General features: G+C 60.5%; 12 protein-coding genes. 3 read left to right on the top strand and 9 right to left on the bottom strand.

Annotated elements, in window-relative coordinates; genetic code table 11:
- The first annotated feature begins 100 nt into the window (after positions 1–100).
- Both C8K66_RS20530 and pbpC read left to right on the top strand, forming a co-directional pair.
- Complete coding sequence (locus C8K66_RS20530) at positions 101–5,902, top strand: MG2 domain-containing protein (RefSeq protein ID WP_108525837.1); 5,802 nt, start codon at positions 101–103, stop codon at positions 5,900–5,902.
- Positions 5,883–8,180, top strand: coding sequence for a penicillin-binding protein 1C (gene pbpC, locus C8K66_RS20525; RefSeq protein WP_108525783.1), 2,298 nt, complete (start codon positions 5,883–5,885; stop codon positions 8,178–8,180). The genes C8K66_RS20530 and pbpC overlap by 20 nt, the downstream gene beginning before the upstream one ends.
- A 21-nt stretch (positions 8,181–8,201) precedes the next feature.
- Here pbpC and C8K66_RS20520 read toward each other — a convergent pair whose 3' ends face one another.
- The 3 genes from C8K66_RS20520 to arsQ all read right to left on the bottom strand — a co-directional run bounded on the left by C8K66_RS20520 (position 8,202) and on the right by arsQ (position 10,680).
- On the bottom strand, positions 8,202–8,567 hold the full coding sequence (locus C8K66_RS20520) for a hypothetical protein (protein WP_046381587.1): 366 nt from the start codon (positions 8,565–8,567) through the stop codon (positions 8,202–8,204).
- 270 nt (positions 8,568–8,837) lie between these two features.
- Positions 8,838–9,383, bottom strand: coding sequence for an arsinothricin resistance N-acetyltransferase ArsN1 family B (locus C8K66_RS20515; RefSeq protein ID WP_057005224.1), 546 nt, complete (start codon positions 9,381–9,383; stop codon positions 8,838–8,840).
- Positions 9,384–9,474: 91 nt separating this feature from the next.
- Positions 9,475–10,680 carry an arsinothricin export permease ArsQ gene (arsQ, locus tag C8K66_RS20510; RefSeq protein ID WP_108525781.1) on the bottom strand — a complete coding sequence of 402 codons (1,206 nt, stop codon included), beginning with the start codon at positions 10,678–10,680 and terminating at the stop codon, positions 9,475–9,477.
- A 195-nt stretch (positions 10,681–10,875) separates the two neighbouring features.
- Between arsQ and C8K66_RS20505 the strand changes: the two genes are divergently transcribed.
- Positions 10,876–11,373 carry a MarR family winged helix-turn-helix transcriptional regulator gene (locus tag C8K66_RS20505; protein ID WP_046381585.1) on the top strand — a complete coding sequence of 166 codons (498 nt, stop codon included), beginning with the start codon at positions 10,876–10,878 and terminating at the stop codon, positions 11,371–11,373.
- Positions 11,374–11,671: 298 nt separating this feature from the next.
- Here the strand turns inward: C8K66_RS20505 and C8K66_RS20500 are convergent, their stop codons facing one another.
- From C8K66_RS20500 to C8K66_RS20475, 6 genes are all read right to left on the bottom strand, one after another.
- Positions 11,672–13,534: a DUF3857 and transglutaminase domain-containing protein gene (locus tag C8K66_RS20500; protein ID WP_108525779.1), complete on the bottom strand. Its 1,863-nt coding sequence runs from the start codon at positions 13,532–13,534 to the stop codon at positions 11,672–11,674.
- A 55-nt stretch (positions 13,535–13,589) separates the two neighbouring features.
- Positions 13,590–14,018, bottom strand: coding sequence for a hypothetical protein (locus C8K66_RS20495; protein WP_231589855.1), 429 nt, complete (start codon positions 14,016–14,018; stop codon positions 13,590–13,592).
- 212 nt (positions 14,019–14,230) lie between these two features.
- Positions 14,231–16,063, bottom strand: coding sequence for a glutamine--fructose-6-phosphate transaminase (isomerizing) (gene glmS, locus C8K66_RS20490; RefSeq protein ID WP_057004918.1), 1,833 nt, complete (start codon positions 16,061–16,063; stop codon positions 14,231–14,233).
- Positions 16,064–16,073: 10 nt separating this feature from the next.
- Positions 16,074–16,841 (bottom strand): DeoR/GlpR family DNA-binding transcription regulator, encoded by a 768-nt coding sequence (locus C8K66_RS20485; protein WP_026140274.1) that lies wholly within the window; start codon positions 16,839–16,841, stop codon positions 16,074–16,076.
- Positions 16,842–17,071: 230 nt separating this feature from the next.
- The gene (gene glmU / locus C8K66_RS20480; protein ID WP_046381582.1) at positions 17,072–18,439 is read right to left on the bottom strand and encodes a bifunctional UDP-N-acetylglucosamine diphosphorylase/glucosamine-1-phosphate N-acetyltransferase GlmU; all 1,368 of its coding nucleotides are present in this window, start codon (positions 18,437–18,439) and stop codon (positions 17,072–17,074) included.
- A 115-nt stretch (positions 18,440–18,554) separates the two neighbouring features.
- Positions 18,555–18,980, bottom strand: coding sequence for a F0F1 ATP synthase subunit epsilon (locus C8K66_RS20475; RefSeq protein WP_108525777.1), 426 nt, complete (start codon positions 18,978–18,980; stop codon positions 18,555–18,557).
- Positions 18,981–19,021 lie beyond the last annotated feature (41 nt).

The following is a 19,021-nucleotide window of genomic DNA, read 5'->3' as shown; positions in this document are numbered from 1 at the left end:
GCATGCTCCCGCACGCTCGGCATTGATGTGACGTATCGCCCTCATCTTTTGTCGCAAAGACGCGTGTAAGATACGCCGCACTTAGCCAGGGATGCTCACCATGTTCGACACGTTAAAAACGATCTTTCGCCGTTTGTTCGGTGCGTTAATAACTGTGGTGGGTGCCCTGTTCGGCCAATGGCAGCCGCCGTTCTGGCTACGCGCCATCGGCCGGGGCGTGCTGAACCTGGGCAGCAAGGCCCGCGCTTACCCGCGCCGGGCCGGGGGCGGAGTGTTGGGCCTGGTGCTGCTGGCCGCCGCCGGGTTCTACGGCTGGCAGTGGTACTCCAACCTGCCGCAGCCGCACACCGTGGGTTATTCGCTGCACAAACCCAACCTGACCGACTACACCCAGCAACCCGCGGTTGTGGATAACTTGCAGGTGCGTTTTGCCGAGTCCGTCGCGCCCCTGGCGGCGATCGGCAAGCCGGTCACCGCCGGCATTACCCTTAAACCCGCTGTAGCCGGGGCCTGGCGCTGGTCTGATGACCGCACATTGCTGTTCACGCCGGAAAAAGACTGGCCCATCGACACCCATTACACCTTCGATCTGGCGAAGAAAAACCTGCTCGCCGACGGCGTATTGCTCAGCCAGTACAGCGGCCAGTTCTCCACTCAACCGTTCCGCGCCAGCCTTTCGCAGAACGAGTTGTATCAGGACCCGTCCAACCCGACGCTGAAACAACTGGTGGCGACTTTCCGTTTTTCCCACCCGGTCGACGAGGAAAGCCTACGCAAGCGGGTTTCGATCATTCTCGGCAAAGGCCTCGCCTACCGCGACGCCCAGTTACCCAATCGCCCGGAAATCAGCTTCGACGAGACCAAGCTCAACGCCTATGTACGCTCCGCCGCCCTGGCCACCCCGCTGGAAAGCACGCCCGTCAGCGCCAAGCTCGACGAAGGCATCAAGGCCCGGGACGGCGGCAACGCCAGCAACGCGCCATTGGTGGCCGAAGTCACCGTGCCCGGTCGCTATCGCCTGACGTTTACCGCTGCCGAAGTGAGCTTTGTCGACAACGAACGCGGCGAACCCGAGCCGGTGTTGATGTTCAGCAGTTCCAGCGCCGTAGCCGATGACACCATCGCCGGTAAGGTCCAGGCCTGGTTGCTACCGGAAAAAGCCGAGGACGACACGCGCCCCTATAACAGCAACGACATCGACGATGCCCTACTGGCCCGCAGCACCAAGGTCAACCTGACCCACGTGCCCAGCGTCGAACCGCTCAACACCCTGCACGCATTCAAGTTCAAGGCCCCGGCCGGTCGTGCGCTGTATGTGCGCGTGCCCGCCAACCTGGAAGCCATCGGCGGCTACCTGGCGAAAAACCCCACAGCGTCGCTGATCAGCATGCCGGCCTACCCGCGCACGTTGCAGTTCCTCTCCGACGGCGCCTTGCTCAGCCTCACCGGCGAAAAACGCCTGGGTTTCATGGCCCGTGGCGTGCCCGGTGCCCATGTGGAAATCGCTCGCCTGCTGCCCAACCAGTTGCAGCATTTGGTGGACCAGAGCAGCGGCAGCTTTGCACGGCCGAACTTCGGTAATGAGTACTTCGATCGCATGGTCGAGCGTCAGTCGCTGGATATTCCGCTGTCGTCCAACGACCCGGCGAAAACCGTCTACGACAACGTCGACCTCAGCCATTACCTGACCGCCAACGGCGGCCGACGCGGTATTTTCGTACTCAAGCTCAGCCCACAGGATGACCCGGCCGAACGCACATTCGACTACTCCCGCAGCAGCACCAGCGACCTGCGCTTTATCGTGGTGACAGACCTCGGGATCATCGCCAAGCGCTCCAGCGACGGCAGCCATGACGTGTATGTGCAGTCCATCGGCAACGGTTCGCCGGTGGCCGACGCGCAAGTCGACATCATCGGCCGTAACGGTCTGCCGGTCGCCAGCGGCCACACCGACGCCGAAGGCCACGCGCATTTCGCCAAACTCGATGAACTGCGCCGTGAGAAAACGCCGCTGATGTATGTGGTCAGTCGCGGTAATGACCAATCCTTCCTGCCGATTGCCCGTCAGTCCCAGCAGTTGGATCTGTCGCGCTTCGACGTAGGTGGTTTGCAAGAAGACGGTGCGATCGACCGCCTCAGCGCCTACCTGTTCACCGACCGTGGCCTGTACCGGCCCGGCGAAACCGCGCACCTGGGCATGATCGTGCGCAGCGGCAACTGGAAAGGCGCCCTGCAAGGCTTGCCGGTGGAGCTGCAAATCACCGACCCTCGCGGCCTGGAAGTGATTCGCCAGCCGCTGAAGCTGTCCGCCAGCGGTTTTGAAACCTTTGATTTCCCCAGCAGCGAAGTGGCCCCGGCCGGGGATTACACCGCGACCTTGCAACTGATCGGCGCGAAACAGACCCGCACCGACCTGGGCAGTGTCAGCTTCAAGGTCCGCGACTTCGAGCCGGACCGTATGAAAGTCAGCCTGAGCCTGCACGACACGCCAGTGCCGGGCTGGATTCCACCGGAGCAGGTGGTGGCCAAAGTCAGCGCAATGCACCTGTTCGGCGCCCCGGCGGCCGGCCGTCGCGTGACCGCGAAGATGTCCCTGAGCCCGACGCTCGCGGCGTTCGAGCGTTACCCCGATTACCGCTTCCGCCTCAACGATGCGCTGGAAGAGGCCAGCACCGAAGACCTGGCCGAGACCACCGTCGATGACAACGGCCAGGCCGTGCTCGACCTCAACCTGCAACGCTTCGCCAACAGCACTTACCGCCTGCAGGTAATGACTCAGGTGTTCGAGGCCGAAGGCGGGCGCAATGTGGCGGCGCAAAGTGCGTTGCTGGTGTCGTCTGCGCCCTACCTGGTGGGTGTGAAAAGTCAGGACTCGCTGTCGTATGTCGCCAAGGACGCCCCGCGCCAGGTGCAATGGTTGGCCGTCGCGCCGGATCTCACGCCGCTGGCGGTGGACGGGCTGACCAGCGAAGTGGTCGAGCACCGCTACGTCTCGGTGCTGGTGAAGCAGTCCAACGGCACCTACAAATACGAATCGCGGATCAAGAACATCAGCCAGCCCGCCTCGCCGCTGGTGATGACCAAGGACGGCGCCAAGCAAACCCTGAACACCGCCACCCCTGGCGATTTCACCCTGCAACTCAAGGACGCCAACGGCAAGCTGCTGAACCAGATCGACTACAGCGTGGCCGGGCGCGGCAACACCTCGCGCTCCCTGGAGCGCAACGCCGAGCTGCAACTGCGCCTGGATAAACGCAGTTACGCAACGGGGGATGAGATTGCCATCAGTGTCCGCGCGCCGTACACCGGGGCGGGCCTGATCACCATCGAGCGTGACAAGGTCTACACCCAGCAGTGGTTCAAGGCCGACAGCACCAACAGTGTGCAGCATATCCGCGTGCCCGCAGGGCTTGAGGGCAATGCCTACGTCAACGTGCAGTTTGTGCGCGACATCGGTTCGTCCGAGGTCTACATGAGCCCGCTGTCCTACGGCGTGGTGCCGTTCAGCATCAACCTGGATGCGCGGCGCATGCCATTGAAGGTTGACGGCCCGGCGCAGATCGAACCGGGGCAGACTCTGGATATCAAGGTCAACGCCGACCGCCCGGGCCGTGCGGTGGTGTATGCGGTGGACGAAGGCATCCTGCAGGTGGCGCGCTACCAGACGCCGGACCCGCTGGGCTTCTTCTTCCAGAAACGTGCGCTGGAAGTCGGCACCAGTCAGATTCTTGACCTGATCCTGCCGGAATTCAGCCGCCTGCTCAGTGGGGCCGCGCCCGGTGGCGATACCGAAGGCGCGTTGGCCAATCACCTCAACCCGTTCAAGCGTAAACACCAGCCGCCTGTGGCCTGGTGGTCCGGGCTGGTGGACTTGCCAGCCGGTGAAAGCGTGCTGCATTACCAGGTGCCGGACAGTTTCAACGGCAAGCTGCACCTGTTCGCGGTGGCGGTGGATGCCGACAGCGTGGGCGTCAGCGAGGCCACTACCGAGGTGCGCGGGCCGCTCGTGATCACGCCAAACGTACCGGCTTTCGTCGCGCCGGGGGATGTGTTCAACGTGAGCGCCGGGGTGTTCAGCAACCTCGACGCGGCGGCGGATGTGAAGTTTGAAGTGCAGACCAGCAACGGCCTCAACGTGCAGGGCGACAAAGGCAGCACCTTGTCGCTGCAACCGCGCAAGGAAGGCACCGCCGAGTTCAAGATCAAAGTCGGCGACACCCTCGGCTCGGCAGATCTGCGCTTTATCGCCGTGTTGCCGAATGGCAAGCGCATTCAGGTGGCGGAAACCACCTCGATCCGCCCTCTGAGCGAACACCGCGTGGCCCTGAGCCTGGGCCGTTTCGACAGCGCCAGCAAAGAGCTCAAGCCCACCCGCGAACTGTTCAGCCAACTGCGCGACGTGCAACTGGGTGTGGCGGCGTCGCCACTGGTGTGGGCCAACGGTCTCAAGCATTACCTGGATGACTACGGCTACGCCTGCACCGAACAGTTGGTGTCCAAAGCCATGCCGGCGTTGATCTGGGGTGGTAATGCGCCCGAGGCCGAACAGGCCTTCGCCAGCGCGGTGCGGATGTTGCGCCAGCGCCAGAACCAGGCCGGCGGTTTCGGTTTGTGGGCGGCCAATCCGGATGTAGCGCCATATGCCAGCCTGTACGCCACCGACTTCCTGATCGAAGCCAAGGAACGCGGGCTGCCGGTGCCGGAAGACCTGCTGGTACGGGCCAATACCTATCTGACAGACCTGGCCAACGGCCCCAGCGAAGGCCTGTCGGAATTGCGCAACCGTGCCTACGCCAGTTACCTGCTGAGCCGTCAGGGGATTCTGGTGAGCGGCGCCTTGAGCGATATCCGTGAGCGCTACGAGCGCTACTTCAAGGACACCTGGCAGAACGACCTGGGCGCCGCCTACCTGGCCGCCAGCTACAAGCTGCTCAAGCAGGATCGCCAGGCGGATACGCTGTTCCGTAAGATTCCATGGCGTTCGCTTGTGGATAAGTGGAACAGCGACGGTCTGTATTACGACCCGTTGGTGCATGACGCCGAACACCTGCACTTGCTGGCACGGCATTTCCCCGAGCTACTGGACGAGGTGCCGGCGGCGCTGCTGGATAAACTCGGCAAGCGCCTTAACGAGCAACGTTACAACTCGCTGTCGGCGGCGCTGTTACTGCGCGCCCTGGATAACTACGGCCAGCGCGCACAAAGCGACATGACCCTCAAGGCCAGCGCGTGGTTGGGCGACAAACAGCAACAATTGCTGGAGATGGCCGGCCAACCGCCGCGCGCCGCAGTGCCGAGCGCCACGCAAAAATTGCTGATGGAAAAATCCGACGGCCCGGCAGCGTTCTACATGCTCAGCGAAGCCGGCTTTGATAAAGGTGCCAAGCTCAAGCCGATCACCAACGGCCTGGAGATTATCCACGAGTACCTCGACCTCAACGGCGAGCCGGTAAACACAGTCGCGGTGGGCGATGAGTTCCTGGTGCGCCTGCGCCTGAGGGCGACCGACCGCGATCAAGTGCAGCAAGTGGCGGTGGTCGACCTGCTGCCCGGTGGCGTCGAGCCTGTGTATAACTTGCCGCCGGAGCCGGAAGCCGCCAGCACCGATGACAGTGAAGGCGAGGAAGCGGAATACGTAGAAGACAGCGAAACGCCTGACGCCTGGCAAGCGCCGATCGGCGAAACCGAGCTGAGCAACTGGCAGCCAGACTACGTGGACGTGCGCGATGATCGGGTGGTGTTGTACGGCACCGCACTGCGTGACGTAGGCACTTTCGTGTACCGCGTGCGCGCCACCAACGCCGGTACCTTCAATACGCCACCGGCCTACGCCGAAGGCATGTACGAAACCACCCTGCAAGGGCGCGGCAAAGTAGGCCAGCTTGAAATTACCAAGCCTTAAACGCCTGACGCCGCTGCTGGCAGCGGCGGTACTGCTGGCGGGGCTGCGGCTGTGGCCACATGCTCCGCTGGAACAGGCGGTGACATCCTCAAGGGTGGTGCTGGCCGATGACGGCTCGCTGTTGCGCATGACCTTGGCGGATGACGGGCAATACCGCTTATGGCTACCGCTGGAGAGGTTTTCTCCGTCATTGATCGAGGCCTTGCTGCTCAAGGAAGACCGTAATTTCTACTGGCACCCGGGGATCAATCCCCCGGCGTTGCTGCGTGCGGCCATGGCCACTTACAGCGGCGGCCAGCGCCAGGGCGGCTCGACGTTGAGCATGCAACTGGCGCGGCGCTTGTGGGATCTGAACACCCGCCAGGTGCCGGGCAAGCTGCAACAGATGGCCTTGGCCTTGTGGCTGGAAGCGCGTTACAGCAAGCACGACATCCTTGAGGCCTACCTGAACCTGGCGCCCATGGGCGGCAATATCGAAGGCGCCGAGGCGGCGAGTCGCATTTACTTCGGCAAGGCGGCGGCGCAGTTGTCATTGTCCGAAGCGCTGGCACTGGCGGTGATCCCCCAGCAGCCGGGGCGACGCGCGCGCTTCGGGCCCTCGTTGCAAAACGCGCGACAGCGCTTGATGAACGACTGGCGCGCAACTTATCCACAGGACCCGCGCAACGACAGCCTGCTGGACGTGCCCCTGGAAGCGCGCAACCGCCAGCAGATCGCGTTTCTGGCGCCGCACTTGAGCGAACAGTTGCTCGCGTCCCAGGCCGGCAACGAGTTGAACAGCACCCTCAACCTGCCCTTGCAACAATTGCTCGAACGCCTGATCAGCGGCTTTATCGCCGAGCGACGCGGCACGGGGGTGGAAAACGCCACGGCGATCCTGATCGACAGCCGCGACCAGAGCGTCAAGGCACTGGTGGGCTCGGCAGATTACTTATCCACAGGCATCCATGGCCAGGTCAATGGCGTGCTGGCGCGGCGTTCGCCGGGGTCGACGCTCAAACCGTTCCTCTATGGATTAGCGCTGGACCAGGGGGTGATCCACCCCATGAGCATCCTCAAGGATTTACCCAGTAACTTCGGCTACTTCCAACCGGAGAATTTCGACGGCAGTTTTGTCGGGCCACTGACGGCGCGCGATGCGTTGATCCGTAGCCGCAATATCCCCGCCGTGTGGCTCGCCAGCCAGGTGAAATCGCCTTCGTTATACGGCTTGTTGCAACGCGCCGGCATCAAGGGCCTGCGCGGTGAAAGCCATTACGGCCTGGCCCTGGCCCTCGGCGGCGGCGAGATGACGCCCGAAGAGCTGGCGCGGCTGTACCTGATGCTGGCCGGCGACGGGCACCTGCGGCCGTTGCGCTATTTACAGGAACAGCCCCAGGCCAGCGGCCCCGCGCTGCTGACGCCTCAAGCCGCCTTCATAGTGCGCGACATGCTGCGCCGCAACCCGCGCCCGGATGGCCTGCCCGGCCGGCACTGGCGCACCGCCTGGAAAACCGGCACCTCCTGGGGCTTCCACGACGCATGGAGTGCCGGGCTGGTCGGCCCCTACGTGCTGGTGGTGTGGGTCGGTAACTTCGATGGGCGACCGAACCCGGCGTTCATCGGCGCCAAAACCGCCGCGCCGCTGTTCTTCCGCATCGCCGACGCCCTGCCCCTGGCCTTGCCCAACGTGCAGATCAAACCCGACAAGCCGCCGCCCGGGCTGATCCGTATCGACGTCTGCGCGGCCTCCGGCGAATTGCCCAACCGCTGGTGCCCGCAAACCCGCAAAACCTGGTACATCCCCGGCATCTCGCCGATTCGCGTGTCCAACCTGCACCGCCCGGTGCTGATTGACACCCGCACCGGCAAAGCCGCCTGCCCGCCGTTCGACCCGCAGTACACCCGCGAAGAAGTCTTCGAGTTCTGGCCCAGCGACGTACAACGCCTGTACCGCGCCGCCGGCCTGGCGCGACGCACGCCGCCCACGGTGATGAAAAACTGCCAGCCCAACCAGATCGGCGACCAGAGCGAAGCCCCGCAGATCCGTTCGCCGCTGACCCAGGTGAGCTATCAATTGCGCCTGTCCCAACCGCAGGAAAGCATTGCACTGAATGCCAACGCGGCCAGCGACGCGACGACGTTGTACTGGTTTGCCGACCAGACCCTGATCGGCCAAGGCCCGCCGCAATCCACGCTGAATTGGCGACCGGGCAAGTCGGGGGAGTACCGATTGCGGGTCAGTGACGATCAGGGCCGCAGTGCGAGCCGGGCGCTGCGGGTGGAGTTTGTGCCGTGAGCGGGCGAACGCGCCTGACCGCTAGGCGCTGATCTCCACGTAACTCGACTCCCCACCGCCCGTCGCGCCCGACAACCATCCCCAAACGAAGCTCAAGGTGGTACGCCCGGCCTGATCCACACCCACCGTGCCACGCGACCAGCCGGCCAGCAGCTCGCCCTCAAGCGTCAGGCATTGATACAGCAACTCGATGGTATCAGCGCCTGTCACACGCCCGACCTGCGTGCCCACACGGATTCGACCGCCTTGGTAAGAGCCGGAGATGGCCTCCCCTTCGACAAGGTAATGAAACACCGTGCCGGCACCGGATAGCCCGTGGGCATTGTTCGCGACCGTAAAGCGACGATTGTTCAAACGTGCGTGGATTGGGCAGAAGGGAGTGTCCATGAATGTCGCGTCCTTTCGTAGGGGGCTTCCGTTCCGGGTCGAGCCTGGAGACCCGGCGGTGGATCTAGAGAATTAAAACACTCGCAATCTACTTGGTTGTTTGCTGGGAACCAATACGCCCGTCTTCAGCTTGTCAGATGCGAATGACCTGGTGAATCACCTGATGATCCGCGACCATGAAGGCTTCAGCATTCTCGATCAGCTCCTGGAGGCTGCAGACACCAATGTCGAAGCTGGCGCAGTAGCATCTGGCAGCCCTCTCTTGCTGCTCTACTCTTCCTTTACATCACTGAACGGGATGATTTCTATTGGTGGTGTCACTGCACAAAGTGGTTTGCGCCAATAACCAACGCTATGCCATTGACCGTGCTTGTACCCAACCTCAGGGTACGTGCCGATATGGGTAAAACCGAGCGCTTCATGGATACCGATGCTCCCCGCGTTGGGTAAGGCAATGCCGGCGTAGGCCGTATGAAACCCCTGTTTCTCGAGGAGCGGTAGAAGCCGCTGATAAAGCGCACGACCAACCCCTTTTCGGTGTACGGCAGGGTCGACATAGACGGTGACATCTACCGACCAGCGATAGGCTTCTCTAGCGCGATGCTGGCTTGCATAAGCGTATCCAACGACATCGCCATTCATCTCGGCTACCAGATAGGGATACATCGGCAGTGTTGCGGCGATCCGCTCTGCCATTTCATCGACAGTTGGTGGCGTCAGCTCAAACGAGATGGCTGTGTTCAAAACCATCGGCGCATAGATAGCCTGAATGGCAGAGGCATCAGCGGGTGTAGCGACCCTCACGTTGTAATTCATGGCGACCAAGTACTCCATTCTCTTTCTCTTTGAGTTCAGGCACGACGATTCGGTGGCTCGAGATCGCCGTTGGTTTTGTAGGCGTTCGAAGTTAAGGCGATATCAGCAGAAGAACCGCCAGACCGATCAATGCTTGTAGAACTGAACCGGCGGTCATCAAACGCATATACCTGCCGGTGCTGTATTCGGGAAAGGCGTCCGATTTGACCAGCCAGTAATAGCTGTCGTTAGGGAGAATGGCGACGAACGATCCCAGACAGACGGCGAATGTGACGCTCATCAAGTCCACCGCGCCAGACGCAAGGATTGGAGAGAGAACAGGAGGGATGGCGGCAAAGGTCGCAAGGGAAGAGCCATTCAGTGTTTTGAATACCGCAGCCAGCAGGAACACCCCCACCAAAATATGCGCGGTGCTGCCCGACGCGCTGAATGCGTGCTGAATCAGTTCCTTGGGAAGCACCAAACCGAGGGCTTGGCCCAAAGCAGACGCACAACCGATGGTGAACAATAACGGGCTGGTTCTACGCATCGCTTTGGACAGCAGATCTTGAACCTCACCAGGTTTGCAGCTAAGCGCAATCAACAACGATGTGGCGACCAGCGCACCGGCGGGAGTAGTGAAGAACTCGATGATGGAGTGCTGGTTCTTTGGAATGGCGTAGCCGGTGATCAGGAGCAGGAAAAATACAGCCAGAGGCAGGATCACCTTGATAACCGAGTCGTGAGGCACGGTGGGATCAGTCGAATCGTTGGGTGATGAACAATCTGTGCGGGTCGTCCAGTACGTCCAGACCGTCCCGACAACCCAGGTGACGACTGTCAGCAGCAACCCTAGATACAGAAACTTTGGGTCATGCGTGTTGGCCCCTAACCCAATCCCAATGATCAGCGGGCCCGCGGGCATTAACAGCTTGAATCCCGAGTAGCATCCGATTGCAATGTACTTGCGGTGTTGCCCGGCAATGGGAGCAAGAGACGCATAGGCTGTATCGGGACAAACCATGCCAGCACCCAGCAAGGGTGACAGAGAGATGCCGAATTTTCCGAAGGACGCACTTCCTTGCGTCGAGATCCAGCCGGCAATGAAAAACGCGCTCAGGATGACGATGGCGAAATAGCCGAGGTTGTTTGCGAATCCTTTGCTCAGCGATTGGAACACGTCACTGCTGTTGGTGCCGGCAAGAAGAGGGATCAGAATCGCACCCAGCAACATCGCGACAGGGAGAGGAATGGAGACACGGCTCCCCAGGTTCCGTAGCCGGGAGCGTGTTTTCGTCCTAAGCGCTTCTACCAACATCCATGTACCTCCCGCGTTACCGGAACCGCCTCTGAAAGGCCTGCAAGTTGTGCCTGCACTTCACAATCGCAAAATACGTTGCGACCCGCAACTAATATAATTGAACAATTTCGCAGGCGCTTATGCCCAGAAAAATGTGTCGCTGCGCCTGCTAAGGTGGTATTAGCGTTTTCCCTGAATTGCGAGCCGAGTGCTATGCCAAACATTGATCAGATCGACCAGGATGCCGAACAGCTTTACGAAGCCCTGAGTCACTTGGTTAGGGTCTACCAGTTTCGTGACAGAGATCGCAGCTGCTGCGAAGGCCTGTCCGTCACTCAATGCTATGCGCTTGAGCATGTGATAAAGGCTGGGCCGGTTCGCGTTCAATCGTTGGCCAGTGAGCTTTTTCTCGACAAGAGCAACGCGAGCCGGTTAGTCGATTCGCTTGCAAAACAGGGGCTGGTTTGCCGCGTACCAGATGCCACTGACGGCCGCGCGCTGGCTATCACCGTGACGCCCGAAGGCGTGACGCTTTATGAAAGTATTCGATCGGATTTAGTCGCAGAGGCTCGCAATCTCGCATCTGACTTATCGAAAGAAGCCCGTGAGGGTGCAATCCAAATGCTACGTCGCTTCGCTAACGCCACCGAACAACGGTGCGGTCTCAAAGACTTCAGTGCTGACGAGGCTCTGCCCCGCAAATGCTGCTGAGGCTGTTGGCGCTGATGCCGAGTTGACCCAGTTGCCGAGATTTCACTGACCCAGTCTGACTTCTCGTGAATCATTGTCTGTGCTCGATTGTTGCAGTTTTAGAGATGGGACAGTCTTGCGTCGGCAATTGGGTCAATCCGGGGTCAGCATCAACACCCTGATTGATCTGTGTCTCGGCTACACATTACTGGAAGACCTCAACCTCAATGTTTCACTACAGAACATGACGGACCGTTAGAACCCGGTTCGTCATGCCCTTCGCGTGATGGCACACCTGCCGGTCACGCGAGCATCGGGGTTACATCGTCCGCACAATGATCTGGCTTTTCAGGTCATTGACCATGCCTTCAATCGTCGGCTTCATCGCCGCGAACTCCTCGGGCGTGCACAACACGTTCGGCTTGGAGAATGCATAGTGTCGCGTGATCAGGACCGTATTGGCTTTCTTCACATAGGTTGAGCGGTAGTCGAAGCCGTTTTGTTTCATCGTGACCGCCTTGGGGAGTGCCAGAATTTTCACGTTGCCGGGAAACGCCAGTCGCGCCTCCTCAGAGATTTCACCCGACATACAGGTAGAGGTTTGCGTGCGCTCGTTTTCGGCAATGAACGAAAACACGTTCTGGGCGATGCCGCCGGCCAGGCTGGAGAGGGTACGAACTCCGGTAGGGCCGGGCAGGCTCACCAGATTTTTGGTATGGCCGCTCATCGTCGACGTGAAAGTATTGGCGTTGCCTTCCATTGAATCGTTTTCGATTACACCACTGCCGGATTGCCCGTACATACTCAAAATCTGTTGCACCAACTGATCGCGGTCGGCTGGCTGCATGGCCTTGAATATGAAGCGACTGAATTCCGCCCCCCAACCTTGCGCAGTGGATGCATGGGTAAAATCGGCAGCGCCTTTGCCGTCGATCTTGAAAGACAGCGTTGTGTTCACGTTGCTTTGCTGATGGTATGGGGTATGGCCGCGTTCACCGCTCTGGGTCTGCAGCACCGGCTTGCCCAATTCCTGAATGGGCAAATAACCCGCCGCGATAGGCGTGGCAGTCGAGTCCAGATATAGGTCGAGGCTGGGCACGTAGGTAATCACGTGGTTGAGCAGGCCCAGAGTCGGCACCTTCGGCAGTACGTAGGCATTACCGAGGTTGATCAGCGCGGGCGAGCTTTCGATGGCGGCAGCCTTGAGCAAGGCTTCTAGCAAGACGACATGGTCTTTGCAGTCGCCGTAGCGATTATCCAGCACCGCCTGTGCGGCATGCGGCACTACGCCGCCCGCTCCAACGTAAACGGCCACGTAACGGATATTCTTGCGCACCCAATCGCTCAACGCCAGGGCTTTGGCGCGCGGGGTATCGAGGTTGGCAGTGAGCTCACTTGCCAGTTGCGTGATGGCTGGAGTCACGTCTACCTTTGCCCTAGCGGCGTAGGCTTGAGCAAATTGTTTGTAGTCGGTGAAGGTGGAAACGGCTAGCAATTGTCCGTAATCGGTGTAAGCCACGGAGCCTTCTTCCACGCGTTTTTTTTCACTAGCTTGCAAGTCCCAACGGTAGACGGTCCGCCCGTTAGCGGTGGTGGGGACGGATGCTTTGAACCCCCGGAAGTCGGCGTACAACTTCATCTCGGCGGGCATGTCGTAGGTGAAACTCACCTGCTCGTTGCGATAGAAGTCCGGTGAAAACAGGTCTTCGAACTGCCCAGGGAACAACGGCGTGTTGCGATAACGCTGATAGTGCATAACTATGCGATCACCCACCTGCAGCTCGGGGAATATCACCACCTTGACCCGTGAGTCTTGGAACATTGGCGCTTCAGTGGAGGCCTGCTCCTGCTGCTCCTTGATCCGGTCTGCGGCTACGACGACTTTGCGTCCATCCGGTTTCAAGGTGTAGGCGTCAACGATATCCAAGGTTTCCAGCGTGCGGTTGTAGCTTACTGAGTGCTGGGCGTTGGTTTTGATCGCGCGCTCTTCTTTGATCAACGAAACCAGCTCGACATCCAGTACGAAACTGCCGTCGGCATTCACTGCGTACGACCGGATGTTTTTTTCGTGAATCAGAGAAAGGTCGGTGTAATCGGCGCGGGCCTGCGTCATGAACAGCAGGCCGATGATCACAACCAGTGCACCGTACAGGCGCGTCGAGGGGTGCATAAAGCTTTGCATAGAGATCCTTCTGAGCGATGAGGCGCGCCGTCTTCAAGGCGGTACGCGCTTCTGGTTAAACCGCTAAATGCGAAGCGTTATTATATAGAACCGATAATGAGCTAGCTGATTTTTTGTTGTGAATTGCCCCGGATTCTCTAGACACCTTGCAATAAACGGGATAACGAATACTCAAAGCATGGGCAATTGACTGGAGGGTTGGTACCGGCAGGAGAGGAAATTGCTCACGTATATCCAGCACCTCTGGGGAAAACTCGGCTACGAGCAAATACCCGTATTCAAGATCTGACAGCAGATGATGAAGCCTATCAACTTTTACTCCGTGGACCTTACGTGAGCGGCCCTGAGATGGAACGTCCTGCACGCGCAGCCATGGCACATACAGCTCCTGACTTCCTTGCCCAAAGCCTTTTTCGATATGCCGATCAATATCGGACTGCATCTTCCACGCAAGCCAACCTCCCATGCCTTCTGCAGCCTCCACATATCCTCAAAATGGAATGTGTACAAAAAAGTCCTAGGAAATTATCTGCCCTGTGAATAAGTCTAATCACTGGTACCAGACTAAACCTTCAGCAGGATCACAATCCAAAATAGGGTATGTGGTGGAGACACATAAAAAAGAAAAGCCCCTGAGATCAGGGGCTTTTGGCAGTGATTGTCTGAAACCAGACGGGCCTTCCGGCGCCAGCCGTATTACTCCACCGTCACCGACTTCGCCAGGTTGCGCGGCTGGTCAACGTCGGTGCCCTTGAGCACGGCGACGTAGTACGACAGCAATTGCAGCGGGATGGTGTAGAGGATCGGCGACAGGGTGTCGTGGATGTGCGGCATGTTGATGACGTGGGTGCCTTCGCCATTGACCATGCCGGCTTTCTCGTCGGCGAAGACGATCAGTTGGCCGCCGCGGGCGCGCACTTCCTGCAGGTTGGACTTGAGCTTCTCCAGCAGTTCGTTGTTCGGCGCGACGGTGACCACCGGCATGTCGTCATCCACCAGGGCCAATGGGCCGTGTTTCAGTTCGCCGGCCGGGTAGGCTTCGGCGTGGATGTACGAAATTTCCTTGAGCTTCAGGGAGCCTTCCATCGCCACCGGGTATTGCGCGCCACGGCCGAGGAACAGGGTGTGGTTCTTGTCGGCGAACAGCTCGGCGACTTTTTCTACGGTGCTGTCCATCGCCAGCGCTTCGCCGAGGCGGGTCGGCAGGCGGCGCAGTTCTTCCACCAGGGTGGCTTCGACGCCGGGGGCCAGGGTGCCGCGCACTTGGCCCAGGGACAGGGTCAGCAGCAGCAGGCCGACCAGTTGGGTGGTGAAGGCTTTGGTGGAGGCCACGCCGATTTCGCGACCGGCCTGGGTCAGCAGGGTCAGGTCGGACTCACGCACCAGGGAGCTGATGCTGACGTTGCAGATCGCCAGGCTGGCGAGGAAGCCCAGCTCTTTGGCGTTACGCAGGGCGGCCAGGGTGTCGGCGGTTTCGCCGGACTGCGAGATGGTCACGAACAGGCTGTCGGGCTGCACCACCACCTTGCGGTAGCGGAATTCGCTGGCGACTTCGACCTGGCACGGGATGCCGGCCAGTTCTTCCAGCCAGTAACGCGCAACCATCCCGGCGTGGTAGCTGGTGCCGCAGGCCACGATCTGGACATTGCGCACCTTGGCGAACAGCTCGGCGGCTTGCGGGCCGAAGGCGTTGACCAGCACTTGCTTGTCGCCAAGGCGACCTTCCAGGGTGCGTTGCACCACGGCCGGTTGCTCGTGGATTTCCTTGAGCATGAAGTGGCGGAACGCGCCCTTGTCGGCCGCTTCGGCGCCGTCGCGGTATTGCACGGCTTCGCGCTCGACGGAATTGCCGTTTACGTCCCAGATCGCCACGCTGTCACGGCGGATGTCGGCAATATCGCCTTCTTCCAGGTACATGAAGCGGTCGGTGACCTGGCGCAGGGCCAGTTGGTCGGAGGCGAGGAAGTTTTCCCCCAGGCCCAGGCCGATCACCAGCGGGCTGCCACTGCGTGCGGCAACCACGCGGTCGGGTTGGCTCGCGCAGATCACGGCCAGGCCGTAGGCGCCGTGCAGTTCCTTGACCGTGGCCTTGAGGGCGGCGGTCAGGTCGTTGTGGTCCTTGAGCTTGTGGTTGAGCAGGTGGGCGATGACTTCGGTGTCGGTGTCCGAGGTGAACACGTAACCCAGGCTCTTCAACTGTTCACGCAGCGCTTCGTGGTTTTCGATGATGCCGTTGTGTACCACGGCCACGTCGCCAGAGAAGTGCGGGTGGGCGTTACGTTCGCACGGCGCACCGTGGGTGGCCCAACGGGTGTGGGCGATGCCCAGGCGACCGACCAGCGGTTCGCCGGCCAGGGCCTGGTCCAACTCGCTGACCTTGCCCGGACGACGCAGGCGCTCCAGCTTGCCGGCGTTGGTGAAGACCGCCACACCGGCGCTGTCATAGCCGCGGTATTCCAGGCGTTTGAGGCCTTCGATCAGGATGGGGGTGATGTTACGTTCAGCGACTGCGCCAACAATGCCACACATGGTGTTTCTCCTAGATGATTGCCGCGCATATCAGCGTAATGCCGCGGGCTTGGATCTGGTCGCGGGCCTCATGCGGCAGGCGATCATCGGTGATCAGGGTATGGACGCTGCTCCAGGGCAGTTCCAGGTTGGGAATCTTGCGGCCGATCTTGTCGGACTCGACCATCACCACCACTTCACGGGCGACCTCGGCCATCACGCGGCTCAGGCCCAGCAGTTCGTTGAACGTGGTGGTGCCGCGCTGCAGATCGATGCCGTCGGCGCCGATGAACAGTTGATCAAAGTCGTAGGAACGCAGCACCTGCTCGGCGACCTGGCCCTGGAACGAGTCCGAATGCGGGTCCCAGGTGCCGCCGGTCATCAACAGCACCGGCTCGTGTTCCAGCTCGCTCAAGGCGCGGGCCACGTGCAGGGAGTTGGTCATCACCACCAGGCCGGGCTGGTGGCCCAGTTCGGGGATCATGGCGGCGGTGGTGCTGCCGCTGTCGATGATGATGCGTGCGTGTTCGCGCAGGCGCATCACGGCGGCACGCGCGATGGCGCGCTTGTAGACCGAGATCGGCTGGGCAGGGTCGCCGACGAGCTCCTGGGGCATGGTGATCGCACCACCGTAACGGCGTAGCAGCAGGCCGTTGCTTTCGAGGGCGGCCAGGTCCTTGCGGATGGTGACTTCCGAGGTTTCGAAACGCTTGGCCAATTCATCCACGCTGACTTCGCCCAGTTGATTGAGCAAGGTCAGGATGTTGTGGCGTCGTTGGGGTGTATTTCGTTTCGACATGGTGACTTTATGTTTCGTTTCGAAAGATAACGAAGGCAATAAAAACCTATTGGCGAAAGATCGTCAAGCAGCATGCCGCAAATTTTTGAAACTGGCGAAGGGCTAATGTGGGAGGGGGCTTGCCCCCGATAGCAGTGTGTCAGTCATTAAGTGCTTTGACTGGACCGTCGCCATCGGGGGCAAGCCCCCTCCCACATTGGCTATTTGTTGCTGATAAGACTGTGGATAACTCAGCTCTTTTTGATTTTCACCGGGCGTTTCCAACCGTCGATGTTGCGCTGACGGGCGCGGGCCACGGCAAGCTGGGACTTATCCACATCCTGATTGATGGTTGAACCCGCTGCGGTGTTTGAGCCATCACCGATGGTTACAGGTGCAACCAGCGAGTTATTGGAGCCGATGAATACGTCTTCACCAATCGTCGTCTGATACTTGTTGGCACCATCGTAATTGCAGGTGATGGTGCCGGCGCCGACGTTGGTCCGCGCGCCGATCACCGCATCGCCCAGGTACGTCAGGTGGCCGGCCTTGGCGCCTTCGCCCAGATGGGCGTTTTTCAGTTCGACAAAGTTACCCACATGGGCCTTGGCTTCCAATACGCTGCCGGGACGCAGGCGCGCAAACGGGCCGGCATCGCTGCCCTCGCCCATCACCGCACCGTCGAGATGGCTGTTAGCCTTGATCTCCACGCCCTTGCGCAGGGTGCTGTCCTTGATCACGCAGTTCGGCCCGATCACCACGTCGTCTTCGATGATCACGCGGCCCTCGAGGATCACATTGATGTCGATCAGCACATCCCGGCCCACGGTGACTTCACCGCGCACATCGAAGCGCGCCGGGTCGCGCAGGGTCACGCCCTGGGCCATCAGGCGGCGGCCTTCGCGCAGTTGGTAGTGACGCTCCAGTTCGGCGAGTTGCTTGCGGTCGTTGGCGCCCTGCACTTCCATCGGGTCGTGGGGCTGTTCGGTGGCGACCAGCAAGCCATCGTTGACGGCCATTTCGATCACGTCGGTCAGGTAGTACTCGCCCTGGGCGTTGTTGTTGGACAAACGGCTCATCCAGTCCGCCAGGCGATTGGCCGGCACTGCGAGAATCCCGGTGTTGCCTTCGGTGATGGCGCGTTGGGCGTCGCTGGCGTCCTTGTGCTCGACGATAGCGGCGACCTTGCCGTCGGCGTTGCGCACGATGCGGCCGTAGCCGGTAGGGTCATCCAGTTCGACGGTGAGCAGGCCCATCTGGCCGGGCACGACGTGCTTGAGCAGGCGCTGCAGGGTTTCCACTTCGATCAGGGGCACGTCGCCGTAGAGGATCAGCACCGTGTCGGCTTTGATGAACGGCACGGCTTGGGCGGTAGCGTGGCCGGTGCCCAGTTGCTTGTCTTGCAATACGAAATTCAGGTCATCCGCGGCCAGGCGTTCACGCACCACATCGGCACCGTGGCCGATGACGACGTGGATGCGTTGCGGGGCCAGTTGCCGGGCGCTGTGGATAACATGGCCAAGCATGGAGTTACCGGCCACCGGGTGCAGCACTTTGGGCAAGGCCGACCGCATGCGGGTGCCCTGGCCAGCGGCGAGAATGACGATTTCTAGAGACATGAATGGCTACCAATCCTGGGCGGTCCGGCTTCAGACCAGAGAAGTGTTTTGCAAAAAAAGAAAAAGGGTAGCCGAGGCTACCCTTTTTAATCAATCACGCATGAGGCGTAACGGCTTAGCCGCCAAACTTCTTGCGGATTTGCTGGACGGTACGCAGCTGAGCTGCGGCCTCGGCCAGACGAGCGGCAGCAGAACCGTAGTCGAAATCTGCGCCTCTTTCGTTCAGGGCCTTCTCAGCAGCCTTGACGGCTGCCTGAGCGGAGGCTTCATCCAGGTCAGCAGCACGTTGCACGGTGTCGGCAAGTACCTTGACCATGTTCGGCTGAACCTCGAGGTAACCACCGGAGATGTAAAACACCTCCCGGTCCCCGCCTTGCTTGGTCAGAGTGATCGGACCTGGCTTCAAACTGGTGATCAATGGCGCGTGGCCCATGGCAATACCCAGGTCACCGAGTTCGCCGTGTGCAATCACCATTTCTACCAGACCGGAGAAGATTTGCCCTTCCGCGCTGACGATATCGCAATGGACTGTCATAGCCATCTGATTGCCTCAACCTGATGAGCGCCCGTTGCCGGGCGCCG

This window comes from Pseudomonas sp. GV105 (genome assembly GCF_003058185.1).
Taxonomy (GTDB): domain Bacteria; phylum Pseudomonadota; class Gammaproteobacteria; order Pseudomonadales; family Pseudomonadaceae; genus Aquipseudomonas; species Aquipseudomonas veronii.
This window is presented reverse-complemented; position numbering and strand designations above follow the sequence as displayed.

Bases quoted from the DNA above. Each gene is read 5' to 3' on its own strand.
- C8K66_RS20530 (WP_108525837.1), top strand. From the start codon at position 101: ATGTTCGACACGTTAAAAACGATCTTTCGCCGTTTGTTCGGTGCGTTA.
- C8K66_RS20520 (WP_046381587.1), bottom strand. From the start codon at position 8,567: ATGGACACTCCCTTCTGCCCAATCCACGCACGTTTGAACAATCGTCGC.
- C8K66_RS20515 (WP_057005224.1), bottom strand. From the start codon at position 9,383: ATGAATTACAACGTGAGGGTCGCTACACCCGCTGATGCCTCTGCCATT.
- arsQ (WP_108525781.1), bottom strand. From the start codon at position 10,680: ATGTTGGTAGAAGCGCTTAGGACGAAAACACGCTCCCGGCTACGGAAC.
- C8K66_RS20505 (WP_046381585.1), top strand. From the start codon at position 10,876: ATGCCAAACATTGATCAGATCGACCAGGATGCCGAACAGCTTTACGAA.
- C8K66_RS20500 (WP_108525779.1), bottom strand. From the start codon at position 13,534: ATGCAAAGCTTTATGCACCCCTCGACGCGCCTGTACGGTGCACTGGTT.
- glmS (WP_057004918.1), bottom strand. From the start codon at position 16,063: ATGTGTGGCATTGTTGGCGCAGTCGCTGAACGTAACATCACCCCCATC.
- C8K66_RS20485 (WP_026140274.1), bottom strand. From the start codon at position 16,841: ATGTCGAAACGAAATACACCCCAACGACGCCACAACATCCTGACCTTG.
- glmU (WP_046381582.1), bottom strand. From the start codon at position 18,439: ATGTCTCTAGAAATCGTCATTCTCGCCGCTGGCCAGGGCACCCGCATG.
- C8K66_RS20475 (WP_108525777.1), bottom strand. From the start codon at position 18,980: ATGGCTATGACAGTCCATTGCGATATCGTCAGCGCGGAAGGGCAAATC.